Source organism: Streptomyces sp. CB01373 (assembly GCF_002803075.1).
Taxonomy (GTDB): domain Bacteria; phylum Actinomycetota; class Actinomycetes; order Streptomycetales; family Streptomycetaceae; genus Streptomyces.
The window spans coordinates 351148-362501 of record NZ_NNBK01000001.1 but is presented as its reverse complement, the minus strand read 5'-3'; the positions used below and the strand labels follow the sequence as shown (position 1 = coordinate 362501).

Here is an 11354-nt window from a genome sequence, read left to right as displayed (position 1 = left end):
GTCAGCGAGTCAGGGGGTCAGCGGCCGTCGTAGCCGGCGGTCGGCATGGAGAGGCGGCGGTGCACGCAGGCCTTCATCTGGGCGTCGTACGAGGGCTCGGCCTGGCCCACCGTCTCCACCCGGACCCCGCGCCGTGCGCACTCGTCGGCGAACTCCTCGACGGAGGACAGCGCCCGTTCCAGCACCCGCCGGCTGGGCGCGACGAAAAGGTCCATGCCGGGGCGCACTCCCTCCCACAGGGCACTGTGGTCGGCGCGCAGCCCCCGGACGAGCAGTTCCCGCGCGATCACGTAGCCGTGTTCGGCGGCCCAGCGGGCGCACATCGCGTGCTGGCCGCGGGAGTCCACCAGGAAGGGCTCGTCGTGCAGCTCCTCCAGGGGTGTCAGGCTCGCGATCGCCGTGACGCGGACGACCGCCGGGGCGCCCCCGCCGGGGGCATCCCGCACTTCTCCCATGGCGTCCCCCCTCACCTCCGGGTTTCCGCCGCCGACCCTACTCCTGCCCGTAGGCTCAGGGGGAGTCGCACGAAGGAGGCAAAGGAGTGCCGGTGGAGATCACCTGGTGGGGTCATGCCACCTGCACGGTCGAGGACTCGGACGTGCGCGTGCTGACCGATCCTCTGTTCGCCCGCCGGCTCGCGCACCTGCGGCGCCGCCGCGGCGCGCCACCGCCGCCCACCGCCTGGCACGCGGACGTGGCCCTGGTCTCCCACCTGCACGCCGACCATCTGCACGTGCCGTCGCTGGCCCGGCTGGAGCCGGGCACGCGCCTGCTGGTGCCCCGGGGCGCACTCGGGGCGGTCACGGGACTGCGGCGGCTCGCCCATCTGCGGATCACCGAGGTCACGCCGGGTGACCGGGTCGAGGTCGGCGGCGTCGTCGTGCGGGTGGTGCCGGCCCGGCACGACGGGCGGCGGCTGCCGGTCGGACGGCATCGCTCGCCCGCGCTCGGCTACGTCGTCGAGGGCGAGGCGCGGACGTACTTCGCCGGGGACACCGGCCTGTTCGAGACGATGGCCGAGGAGGTCGGGCCGGTCGACGCGGCGCTGCTTCCGGTGGGCGGCTGGGGACCGTACCTCGGGGCGGGGCACCTGGACGCCGGGCGGGCGGCGCAGGCGCTGGCCCGGCTGGCCCCGGGGAGCGCGGTGCCGGTGCACTACGGCACGTACTGGCCGATCGGGATGGACGCCGTGCGCCCCCATGAGTTCCATGCGCCGGGTGATGAGTTCGTGCGCCTGGCCGCCGAGCGTGCGCCGGGGGTCGCGGTGCACCGGCTCGGGCACGGCGAGAGTGTGCGCCTGGAGGGCGCCCGGTGATACGGATCGCCGCCGCCGTGACCTCGGTGGTGCCACCGGAGTCCACCCAGCAGGCACTGGGATATCCCTCGCTGTTCCTGCTGGTGCTGATCGGGGCGCTGGTGCCGGTGGTGCCGACGGGCGCGCTGGTCAGTACGGCGGCGGTGGTCGCGCTGCACCAGACGGCGCCGTTCTCGCTGGCGCTGGTGTTCATGACGGCGTCGCTGGCCGCGTTCCTCGGGGACGCGGCGCTGTACTGGCTGGGGCGGCGCGGGCTGGGGTCGCGGAACGGGTCGCGATGGCTGGAGGCGATCCGTACGCGCGCCCCGGAGGACCGGCTCGCGCAGGCGCAGCGGAAGCTGAACGAGCACGGCGTCGCGGTGCTGGTCCTGTCCCGCCTGGTCCCGGCGGGCCGCATACCGGTGATGCTGGCCTGTCTGCTGGCGAAGTGGCCGCTGCGCCGCTTCTCCCGCGGCAACCTTCCCGCGTGCCTGGCCTGGGCGGTCACGTACCAGCTGATCGGCATCCTCGGCGGCTCCCTGTTCAAGGAGCCCTGGGAGGGCGTGGCCACCGCGATCGGACTGACCGTCCTGCTGGGCACGGCCCCCTCCGCCTGGCGCCGCCTGCGCCGCCTGATCCCGGCCCAGCGCTCGCAGTGACCGGGGCGGGGGCGGGCCGCCGGACGGTCCCCGACCGTCCGGCGTGGCGCCGATTCAGGGTTGCTCCAGGACGCGGGAGGCGCCCACCGGGAGGTCCCACAGGTGTTCCCGGGGGAGGCCGGCCTCCTGCCAGGCTCTGCGGACCCGGGTCAGGGGTTCCAGGAGGGGTTCGGCGGAGAGGACGAAGGTGCCCCAGTGCATGGGGGCCATGTGCCGGGCGCCGAGGTCCTGTACGGCCCGGACGGCTTCCTCCGGGTCGCAGTGGACGTCGCTGAGCCACCAGCGGGGGTCGTAGGCGCCGATGGGGAGCAGGGCGAGGCCGATGCCGGGGTAGCGGCGGCCGATGCGGGAGAACCAGTGGCCGTAGCCCGTGTCCCCGGCGAAGTACACACGCTGCCCGTCCGGGTCGGTGAGCACCCAGCCGCCCCACAGGCTGCGGCAGGTGTCGGTGAGGGTGCGCTTGGACCAGTGATGGGCGGGGACGAAGTCGAAGCGGACACCGGACAGTTCGGCCGCCTCCCACCAGTCCAGCTCGGTGACGCGGGTGAACCGGCGCCGCTGGAACCAGCGGCCGAGCCCGGCCGGCACGAACACCGGGGTGTCGCGCGGCAGTCGGCGCAGGGTGGGCGCGTCCAGGTGGTCGTAGTGGTTGTGGCTGACGACGACCGCGTCGACGGGCGGCAGCGCCTCCCAGGCGACACCGACGGGCGTGACCCGGGCCGGGGTGCCGATGATGCGGCGGGACCACACCGGATCGGTCAGCACGGTCAGCCCGCCGATCCGGACCACCCAACTGGCGTGCCCCGCCCAGGTGACGGCGACGGTACGGGTGTCCACGCGGGGCAGTCCGGCGGGCCGGTACGGCAGCAGCGGGATGTCGGCGAGGGCCTCCTTGTCCGGCCGCAGGGCGCCCTCGCGGGCGAACCGGGCGAAGGCCTTCAGCCCGGGCAGCGGGGCGGTGAGGCGGTCGTGGAAGGTGCCCGGCCAGACCCGCCGCTCCCCCAGCGGCCGGGGTTCGGCCAGCGGCGGGAACGGGGCGGACGGAGAGATCAGAAGGGACGAGACCGCGGGATCGCCGGTCTCCTGGCGGGTGGTGCCCGTGGACGTGGTCGACTCGGACTGCTGCGTCATCCGGGAGGCTCCCATCGCTGAGCTTCGTCACGGAGATCGTCGAGTACCGAACTCAAGGAGAGCAACGCGCGTTGCGGGTGTGGCAGTTCCAACGGCGTGGGGGACAGCAGGCATTCCGCGCGCTCCTCGTCGGTGCGGCCGAGGAGTTCCGTGGTGGAGAGCCGTACGCGCAGCGCGCCGAGGTCGTCTCCGAAGCGGTGGCCGCCGGGCACGGGCAGTCGCAGGCGGGCGGTGAGGAAGTCCTCCAACTCCTGTGCGTCGCCCACCGCGTGAGCGTCGAGCGCGGGGCGCAGCGGGCCGAGATCGACGTACAGGTGGCGGCCGGACTGCGGCGGCCGGGCGAGTGCGCCGGCGGCGATCACAGCCGCGTGGACGGCCCGTGCCACGCGCGCGTGCAGGCCCACCGAGGCCGTCCGGCGCGCGGTGACCGGCCCGGGTTCGCCGAGGACGTAGGCGGCCGCGGCGACGACCGGTTCGGCGATACGGGCGTCCAGCGCGGTGAGGATGTCGAGCACGCGCGCGTGCAGTGCCTCGCCGGTGGCTCCGGCGGGGAAGCGGGCGATCGCGGCGGGCCAGCCGGCGGGCAGGAACGCGCCGGCCAGGTCGGTGACGACGGTGACCCGGTCGGGCAGCATCTCGGCGGGGCTGAGCAGCACCGTCTCGTGCGGTGCGTGCACGGTGTCGCGCCAGGTCTCGTCGCTGACCAGGTGCAGTCCCTCGGCGGTGGCGGCCTCGAGCGTCTCGTGCAGCACCTCCGGCGGTGCCACGGTGGCGGTGGGGTCGTCGGCGACGGACAGGACGAGCAGCCGGGGGTCGCCGCCCTCGGCGCGGACTCTGCGGACGGTCTCCAGCAGGGCGTACGGGTCGGGAACGCCGCCGCACTCGGCAGGGGTGGCCACGTGGAAGGCGGGGCGGCCCAGCAGGCGTGCGTACGGCGCCCACCAGGCCGCGCAGGGCCGGGGCACCAGGACGTCGCCGCCGAGCGCGGCGGTCAGCGCGAGCAGCAGTGCGGGGGCGCCGGGCGCGGCCGCGACCCGGCCGGGCGAGGTGGGCAGTCCGCGCCGCAGCCAGTAACCGCAGGCGGCGTCCAGCAGTTCGGGGCCGCCGCCGATCGGTCTGCGCCGGGTCTCGTGCGCGGCCCCGGCGAGCGCGGCGGACACCTCCGGCAGGACGGGCAGTCCGTCGTCGGGGAGGGCCGACGGTCCGTAGCGGACGGGGCCGTGTCCTTCCGGTTCCGTCCGCCGCATGGGTACCTCCGCGAAGTCCCTGATGCCGTGTGGTGCCGCCGCTCCGTCGCCCGGCGCGGGCCGTGCCGTCGGGCCTCCGTGTACCCCGGGTGACGCGGTCCCAAGGCCACCGGCCCGGCCGGGAAGGCCCCCGCACGGCGTCCGCCCGTCCGGTCAGCCGCCGGTCTTCCCGCGGCGCCACGCCCGGTGAACCGCCCCGCCGAGCGCCGCGAGGATCAGCGCGCCACCACCGATCAGCGCGGGCAGGGACGCGGTGAACGACCCACCCGAACCGGCCTGCACCCCGTGCTGGGCCGGGTCCCGGTCCGCGTCGGCGGCGGACGGCCCCCGGGAGGCGTCCCGTGACTCCTGCGGGCGGGAGGGTTCGGTGGAGGCACCGCCGTTGAGATCGGGCGCGGCCTGGGCCCGGGACGGGTCGTAGGACGGGACGTCACGAGCGGTGTTGCGCGAGGCCGGCCCGGGGCCGGGCTCACGGGGTGAGCCCGGCGCGGACAGCCCGGGTGCCGGGTCTCGGGGCGGAGTCTGCGCGGACTGGACCTCCCCCGGATCACGCGGCGGGGTCCGCGCGGCCTGGAGACGGGAAGGGTCATTGGCCAACGCGTCCTGCAGGACGGGATCCTGCGACGCGTCCACGTCCACCGGCACCGCCGCGCCCGGGGCACGCGGAGCCATCGTGGACGGGGGTACGGGCATCTCGCCGTATCCGCGCGTGCCGGACGTGGGAGCCGGTGCGCAGGTCTCCGCCGTGGCGCGTGGGGTGGCGGCGCCTGCCGGGGCGCACGCCGCGGTGGCGACGGCGCCCTCGGCGGGCGGGTGGGGCTGTACCGCCGGGGCCGCCAGGGCGGCCGATGTGGCGCCGCCCGCGATGACTCCGGCCAGGACGGCGACGGGCAGGGCGCGGGTGACGGTACGGCGCATGAGCGGGGCTCCTCGGACCGGCGGCGGCTGACGGCACGGGTTCGTGCCCTCGCTGCCATCACAGCCGCTGGGGCCGCGGGTCGCGCGCGGCCGAGCCCCATTAGCGGGACACCAACGGCCTATCGGGTGACGCCGGCAGGGGCGCCGAGGCCGTGGCCGCCGGCCACGGCGCGACCGTCGGCCGCCCGGTGCCGCTGCCCCGCCCCGGACGACGGCCCGCGTCTACACGCCCTCCCGCATCACCTGCTCCCGCAGCCGGTCGCAGCACCGGCTGATCAGGCGGGACACATGCATCTGCGAGATGCCGAGCTGCTCGGCGATCCGGCTCTGCGTCATGTCGCCGAAGAACCGCATGTACAGGATGGCCCGCTCCCGTTCGGGCAGCGCCGCCAGCCGATGCTTGACGGACTCGCGGTCCACCACGGTGTCCAGGGCGGGGTCGGAGGAACCCAGGCAGTCGCCCAGGGAGTACCCGTCCTCGCTGCCGGACAGCTCCGCGTCGAGCGAGAGGGCGGTGAAGCTCTCCAGCGCCTCGAGGCCGTCCCGCACCTCCTCCTCGCTGAGGTGGGCGTGCTCGGCGATCTCGGCGAGGGTGGGGCCGCGGCCGGAGATCGTCCCGGACAGGTCCTGGGAGGCGAAGCGGACCCGGTTGCGCAGTTCCTGCACCCGGCGCGGGACGTGCACGGTCCACATGTGGTCGCGGAAGTGCCGTTTGATCTCACCGGTGATGGTGGGCACGGCGTAGCTCTCGAAGGCGTTTCCGCGCTCGGGGTCGTAGCGGTCGACCGCCTTGACCAAGCCGAGCGCGGCGACCTGGCGCAGATCCTCGGAGCTCTCGCCGCGGCTGCGGAACCGGCCGGCCAGCCGTTCGGCCATCGGCAGCCAGGCTTCCACTGTCTCGTCGCGCAGTTCGTTCCGCCGCTGCCCCGGCGGAAGCGTGGCGAGCAGGCGGAAGGCTTCCGCAGTGTCGGGGGCGTCGTCGTGGGGGTGGTGCCTGGCGCTCGCTCGCGTTGCCATGGTGAGTCGCAGCTCCCTCGCGGTCCTCTCGGGTGGGCGGTCACCGTGGGAGCGCGGGCACGTGAACCGGACGGCCGCGCCCTGGGGGCGCGTTGCGCCGCTCCCACGGGCGTGCCTACGGTCCGAAGCACTGGGTCCGCGCCTGCCCCCGGTCCCGGGCGCCCAAACACGGCGCCCGTGCACCCCACCCGGACGGCCCTGCGCGACGGCCGGCGCACCGGCCGCACCCGGCCGTCATCCCGTCCCGGAAAACCGGTGTCGGCCGGCCGCGCACGGGTACGCGGTGGCCACCCCCGACGATCTGGAGGGAGACATGCAGCGAGGCAGTGACCGGCTGAGTGTCCACCGTGACGACGAGATGAAACACGAGCTGCAGGGGCTGCTCAGGTCCGGACATCCCACGCGGAGCGAGGAGTGGCACGACCCGGAGCCGTCCGCCGAGGACGACCCGGAGGTGTGGGGCGGACCGGTGGCGCCGGGCGGCTCCCGGGCGTCCCTGGAGACCGTGCGCCTGGAGCTGGCCAGGATCCTGGGCCGCAGCGCCTTTCCCGCGGGTACGGGCGAACTGACCCGCGCGCTGCGGCGCAAGAACGCGCCCGACGCGCTGATCGAGTCGCTCCAGCGGCTGCCGAACAAGGCACGCTACGCCAATGTGCAGGAGCTGGCCCGGGAGCTGACGCACAATGAGCGGCCCGCACGGGAGGACCGCGCCTAGGCCGTCCGGGTTCAGGCCGCCCCGCCCGGGCCTGTGCGCCCGGGCGGGGCGGCCCGGCTCGCGCGCCGGGCCCGAACCAGGGGTGCCGCGACGGACACGCCGAGCCGAGCCGGGGGCGTGCCGCGGCGGGCCCCGCATGTCACGGCCGTACCAGCCGTCCGGCCCCGGCGCTCCCCGCCACGACCGGGCGACGCCCGGCGTGACGAGGCGGTACCCGGCGCGACCGGGCGACGCCCCCCGCGACCGGGCGGCATCCCGCGCGACGGGTCGGCACCCAACGTGACGGGGCGGTACCCGGCGCGACCGGGCGACGCCCCCCGCGACCGGGCAGCGTCCCGCGCGACCGGGCAGCGTCCCGCGCGACGGGTCGGCACCCAACGTGACGGGGCGGTACCCGGCGCGACCGGGCGACGCCCCCGCGACCGGGCAGCGTCCCGCGCGACGGGTCGGCACCCAACGTGACGGGGCGGTACCCGGCACGACCGGGCGACGCCCCCGCGACCGGGCAGCGTCCCGCGCGACGGGTCGGCACCCGCCGTGACGGGGCGGCGCCCGCCGTGACGGCCGGATCGGACGTGGTGCGGGACGGGACGGACGCGGTGCGGCCGACTCCGTGCGGCGGCCGAGGCGATGAGAGAAGAGCGCTCCGGGGACGGCAACGCCCGTCCCCGGAGCGGCGAAAGGACGTTGAGGCATCATGCGCATCGCATTTCTGACCGCGCCCGAAGGCGTGGAACAGGTCGAGCTCACGGAACCCTGGAAGGCGGTGAAGGACGCCGGTCACGAACCCGTGCTCGTCTCGACGAAGTCCGGGCGGATCCAGGCCTTCGACCACCTGGCCAAGGCCGACACGTTCCCCGTGGACGCGGTCGTCGACGAGGCCTCCCCGGACTCCTTCGACGCGCTGGTCCTGCCGGGCGGCGTGGCCAACCCGGACTTCCTGCGGATGGACGAGAAGGCGGTGGCCTTCGTGGGCGCGTTCTTCGAGCAGGGGCGCCCGGTGGCCGCGATCTGCCACGCGCCGTGGACGCTGGTCGAGGCGGACGTCGTACGGGGCCGGGTGCTGACCTCGTGGCCGAGTCTGCGCACGGACATCCGCAACGCGGGCGGCATCTGGGTCGACGAGCAGGTGAAGGTCTGCGACCACGGCCCGAACAAGCTGATCACCAGCCGCAAGCCGGACGATCTGAAGGCGTTCTGCGAGACGTTCCTCGACGCCCTCGCCTAGAAGGCGGGCCGAACCCGGACGCGTCCGGGACGTTTCAGGTGCGGGGAGTCGCCGACTCCCCGCACCCGCGTTCACGGGCCCCCTCGCGGGTGCGGCCGGAGGCGACCGGGCGGCGCGGATTGCGGCGCAGGTACTCGCCCTCGAGCTGCGCCATGCGTTCGTTGTGGGCGCGCAGCGCGTCGTTGGAGCCGTACAGCAGCGTGTCGTGGCGCGTGCGGTGGATCGTCTCCAGCTCCTTCATCAGCTGCTGGTCGTCCAGCCGTCCCGGGTCGACTCCGGTCATGGTGGTGCCCCGTTCGTCGTGTTCGTGACTGCGGTCCGGGTACCCGCCCGGCGTGCGGCACCACCGAACGGTCTCCGGGAGGGAGCCATGGATCTCGCCTTTCTGCATCCACTGTACGAACAGCCGGGCCCCTGGGCCTCCGTGTACGTCGACACCTCGCGGCACGCGGAGGACACGGCGCACCAGCTGGAGCTGACAGCCCGGGCGCTGGGGCGCGAGCTGGCCCGGCAGGGCGCGGACGAGGCCACCTGCCGTGCGGTGGAGGCGGCCGTGCGGGAGCTGCGCCACGCCCCCGACCCGCACGGGCGAGTGCTGTTCGCGCGGGCCGGCACGGTGGTGCTCGACCCGCTGCTGGCCCGGCCGCCGCAGGGCGGCAGCCGGGCGGAGTGGGCGCCGCTGCCGCGCGTGGCGCCGCTCCTCGACCTGGCGGGCGAGGATCCGGTCGCGATCGTCGCCTACGTGGACCGCAGGGGCGCGGACTTCGAGCTGCGCAGCTCGCTGGGCCGGCAGGACGCGGGGGCGGTGGTGGGACAGGAGTGGCCCATCCACGGGACCGCGAGCGCCGACTGGTCGGAGCGGCACTTCCAGCTGAAGGTCGAGAACACCTGGGAGCACAACGCGGCGGAGATCGCCGACGCGCTCAGCGTCTGCCAGGAGGAGGCGGACGCGGACCTGCTGATCCTGGTCGGGGAGGACCGGGAGCGGCGCGAGGTGCGCGAGCGGCTGCCGAAGCGTCTGCACGACCGGGTGGCCGAGGCCGCCCACGGCACCGGCAGCCGGCTGCTGGACGAGGACGTGGAGCGGATCCGCGCCGAGCACGTGCACCGGCGTGTGGAGTCCGGGCTTGACCGCTTCCGGGCGGCGCGCACACCGGACGACGAGGGCCGGTCGGCGGCCGCCGAGGGAGTGTCCGCGCTGGTCGAGGCGGCCCGCGAGCACCGTCTGGAGGAACTGCTGATCCGCCCGGACGGCGCCGACGCCCACCGTGAGGTGTGGATCGGCGAGGACGCCGACCAGCTCGCCGTGCGGCGTTCGGAGCTGAGGACGCTCGGCGAGCGGGACGCCTGGCCGGCCCGGGCCGACGACGCCCTGCTGCGTTCGGCGGTCTGCCAGGACGCGACGGCCCTGTCGCTGGACCCGGCGGTCCCCGCCGGCGAGGACGTGCCGACGGGCGGCCTGGGCGCGGTCCTGCGCTGGAAGTGAGCGGCCCGGCGACCGGGGCGGAGCGTTACCGCGCCCGCCGCACCCGCCGTTCGTCCCACACCGGTTCCGGGGTCTCGCGGACCCGGCCGTCGCTGCCGAAGACCAGGTACCGGTCGAAGGAGCGGGCGAACCAGCGGTCGTGGGTGACCGCGACGACCGTGCCCTCGAAGGCCTCCAGGCCTTCCTGGAGTGCCTCGGCGGAATCCAGGTCGAGGTTGTCGGTCGGCTCGTCCAGGAGCAGGGCGGTGGCGCCCGCCAGCTCGAGGAGCAGGATCTGGAACCGGGCCTGCTGCCCGCCGGAGAGCCGGTCGAAGGTCTGCTCGGCCTGGCCGGTCAGTTCGTAGCGGCGCAGCCGGGACATGGCGGCCCCGCGGTCCTGGGAGTGCTCCTTCCACAGGATGTCCAGCAGGGTGCGGCCCATCAGCTCGGGGTGTGCGTGGGTCTGGGCGAAGTGCCCGGGGACCACGCGCGCGCCGAGCTTCCACGCACCGGTGTGCGCCACGTCCTCGCCGGCCAGCAACCGCAGGAAGTGCGACTTGCCGGAGCCGTTGGAGCCGAGCACCGCGACGCGTTCGCCGTAGAAGACCTCCAGGTCGAAGGGGTGCATCAGGCCGGTCAGCTCCAGGCCCTGGCAGGTGACGGCACGGACGCCGGTGCGGCCGCCCTTCAGGCGCATCCGGATGTCCTGCTCGCGCGGCGGCTCCGGCGGCGGCCCGGCCTCCTCGAACTTGCGCAGCCGGGTCTGGGCGGCCTGGTAGCGGGAGGCCAGTTCATGGCTGACGGTGGCGGCCTGCCGCAGGTTCAGCACCAGCTTCTTCAGCTGCGCGTGCTTCTCGTCCCAGCGCCTGCGCAGCTCCTCGAAGCGGGCGAAGCGCTCGCGGCGGGCCTCGTGGTAGGTGGCGAAGCCGCCGCCGTGCACCCAGGCGTCCGCGCCGGCCGGGCCGGGTTCGAGGGAGACGATCCGGTCGGCGGCGCGGGCGAGCAGTTCACGGTCGTGGGAGACGAACAGGACCGTCTTGCGGGTCTCCTTCAGCCGCTCCTCCAGCCAGCGCTTGCCGGGCACGTCGAGGTAGTTGTCCGGCTCGTCGAGCAGCAGTACCTCGTCGGTGCCGCGCAGCAGCGCCTCCAGCACCAGCCGCTTCTGCTCGCCGCCGGACAGGGTGCTCACCTGTCGCCACTGCGCCTTGTCGTAGGGCACGCCGAGCGCGGCCGTGGTGCACATGTCCCACAGCGTCTCGGCCTCGTAGCCGCGGGCCTCCGCCCAGTCGGCGAGCGCCTGCGCGTACTGGAACTGGGCGGCCTCGTCGTCGACGGTCATGATGGCGTGCTCGGCCTCGTCGACGGCCCGCGCGGCCTGCCGCACCCGCGGCGGCGCGACCGACACGAGCAGGTCGCGCACGGTCGTCTCGTCCCGCACCGACCCCACGAACTGCCGCATCACGCCGAGGCCGCCGCTGACGGTCACGGTGCCGCCGTGCGGCTTCAGCTCGCCGGAGACCATGCGCAGCAGGGTGGTCTTGCCCGCGCCGTTGGGTCCGACGAGGGCGACGGCGGCCCCCTCTCCCACCCGGAAGGACACGTCGCCGAGCAGCGTCCTCCCGTCGGGGAGGACGTACTCGAGGTGCGCGGCTTCCAGATGTCCCATGGTCAGGCATTCTG

The 11354-nt window shown here is 75.1% G+C and carries 12 protein-coding genes; 5 read left to right on the top strand and 7 right to left on the bottom strand.

Annotation, left to right across the window (positions count from 1 at the left end):
• Window positions 1-17: 17 nt before the first annotated feature.
• Window positions 18-455 carry a hypothetical protein gene (locus CG719_RS01715; protein ID WP_100566632.1) on the bottom strand — a complete coding sequence of 146 codons (438 nt, stop codon included), beginning with the start codon at window positions 453-455 and terminating at the stop codon, window positions 18-20.
• 86 nt (window positions 456-541) lie between these two features.
• On the opposite strand from CG719_RS01715, the gene CG719_RS01710 reads away from it, so the two are divergent.
• Both CG719_RS01710 and CG719_RS01705 read left to right on the top strand, forming a co-directional pair.
• Window positions 542-1315, top strand: a complete 774-nt coding sequence (locus CG719_RS01710; protein ID WP_199836459.1) for an MBL fold metallo-hydrolase — start codon at window positions 542-544, stop codon at window positions 1313-1315.
• Window positions 1312-1953 (top strand): DedA family protein, encoded by a 642-nt coding sequence (locus tag CG719_RS01705; protein WP_100566631.1) that lies wholly within the window; start codon window positions 1312-1314, stop codon window positions 1951-1953. The genes CG719_RS01710 and CG719_RS01705 overlap by 4 nt, the downstream gene beginning before the upstream one ends.
• Window positions 1954-2007: 54 nt before the next feature.
• Here CG719_RS01705 and CG719_RS01700 read toward each other — a convergent pair whose 3' ends face one another.
• From CG719_RS01700 to CG719_RS01685, 4 genes are all read right to left on the bottom strand, one after another.
• Window positions 2008-3084, bottom strand: coding sequence for an MBL fold metallo-hydrolase (locus CG719_RS01700; protein WP_100566771.1), 1077 nt, complete (start codon window positions 3082-3084; stop codon window positions 2008-2010).
• A complete protein-coding gene (locus tag CG719_RS01695) occupies window positions 3081-4331 on the bottom strand; it encodes an aminotransferase class I/II-fold pyridoxal phosphate-dependent enzyme (protein WP_100566630.1) in 1251 nt (416 codons plus the stop codon). The genes CG719_RS01700 and CG719_RS01695 overlap by 4 nt, the downstream gene beginning before the upstream one ends.
• Before the next feature lie 153 nt (window positions 4332-4484).
• Complete coding sequence (locus tag CG719_RS01690) at window positions 4485-5249, bottom strand: hypothetical protein (protein ID WP_100566629.1); 765 nt, start codon at window positions 5247-5249, stop codon at window positions 4485-4487.
• 222 nt (window positions 5250-5471) lie between these two features.
• Complete coding sequence (locus CG719_RS01685) at window positions 5472-6266, bottom strand: RNA polymerase sigma factor SigF (RefSeq protein WP_100566628.1); 795 nt, start codon at window positions 6264-6266, stop codon at window positions 5472-5474.
• Window positions 6267-6579: 313 nt separating this feature from the next.
• Here CG719_RS01685 and CG719_RS01680 point away from each other — a divergent pair, with 313 nt between their 5' ends.
• Window positions 6580-6981, top strand: a complete 402-nt coding sequence (locus tag CG719_RS01680; RefSeq protein WP_100566770.1) for a DUF2795 domain-containing protein — start codon at window positions 6580-6582, stop codon at window positions 6979-6981.
• Between the two features lie 697 nt (window positions 6982-7678).
• A complete protein-coding gene (locus CG719_RS01675; RefSeq protein ID WP_100566627.1) occupies window positions 7679-8209 on the top strand; it encodes a type 1 glutamine amidotransferase domain-containing protein in 531 nt (176 codons plus the stop codon).
• A 34-nt stretch (window positions 8210-8243) separates the two neighbouring features.
• Here CG719_RS01675 and CG719_RS01670 read toward each other — a convergent pair whose 3' ends face one another.
• Entirely contained in the window at window positions 8244-8492 is a 249-nt protein-coding gene (locus CG719_RS01670) for a DUF6158 family protein (protein ID WP_100566769.1), read from the bottom strand.
• An 87-nt stretch (window positions 8493-8579) separates the two neighbouring features.
• Here CG719_RS01670 and CG719_RS01665 point away from each other — a divergent pair, with 87 nt between their 5' ends.
• Window positions 8580-9695: a baeRF2 domain-containing protein gene (locus CG719_RS01665; RefSeq protein ID WP_100566626.1), complete on the top strand. Its 1116-nt coding sequence runs from the start codon at window positions 8580-8582 to the stop codon at window positions 9693-9695.
• Window positions 9696-9720: 25 nt separating this feature from the next.
• Here the strand turns inward: CG719_RS01665 and CG719_RS01660 are convergent, their stop codons facing one another.
• Complete coding sequence (locus CG719_RS01660; protein ID WP_100566625.1) at window positions 9721-11340, bottom strand: ABC-F family ATP-binding cassette domain-containing protein; 1620 nt, start codon at window positions 11338-11340, stop codon at window positions 9721-9723.
• Between the last annotated feature and the right edge of the window lie 14 nt (window positions 11341-11354).

Coding starts and splice junctions, on each gene's coding strand:
- CG719_RS01700 (WP_100566771.1), bottom strand. CDS start 3,084: ATGACGCAGCAGTCCGAGTCGACCACGTCCACGGGCACCACCCGCCAG.
- CG719_RS01670 (WP_100566769.1), bottom strand. CDS start 8,492: ATGACCGGAGTCGACCCGGGACGGCTGGACGACCAGCAGCTGATGAAG.
- CG719_RS01695 (WP_100566630.1), bottom strand. CDS start 4,331: ATGCGGCGGACGGAACCGGAAGGACACGGCCCCGTCCGCTACGGACCG.
- CG719_RS01675 (WP_100566627.1), top strand. CDS start 7,679: ATGCGCATCGCATTTCTGACCGCGCCCGAAGGCGTGGAACAGGTCGAG.
- CG719_RS01660 (WP_100566625.1), bottom strand. CDS start 11,340: ATGGGACATCTGGAAGCCGCGCACCTCGAGTACGTCCTCCCCGACGGG.
- CG719_RS01685 (WP_100566628.1), bottom strand. CDS start 6,266: ATGGCAACGCGAGCGAGCGCCAGGCACCACCCCCACGACGACGCCCCC.
- CG719_RS01680 (WP_100566770.1), top strand. CDS start 6,580: ATGCAGCGAGGCAGTGACCGGCTGAGTGTCCACCGTGACGACGAGATG.
- CG719_RS01690 (WP_100566629.1), bottom strand. CDS start 5,249: ATGCGCCGTACCGTCACCCGCGCCCTGCCCGTCGCCGTCCTGGCCGGA.
- CG719_RS01715 (WP_100566632.1), bottom strand. CDS start 455: ATGGGAGAAGTGCGGGATGCCCCCGGCGGGGGCGCCCCGGCGGTCGTC.
- CG719_RS01665 (WP_100566626.1), top strand. CDS start 8,580: ATGGATCTCGCCTTTCTGCATCCACTGTACGAACAGCCGGGCCCCTGG.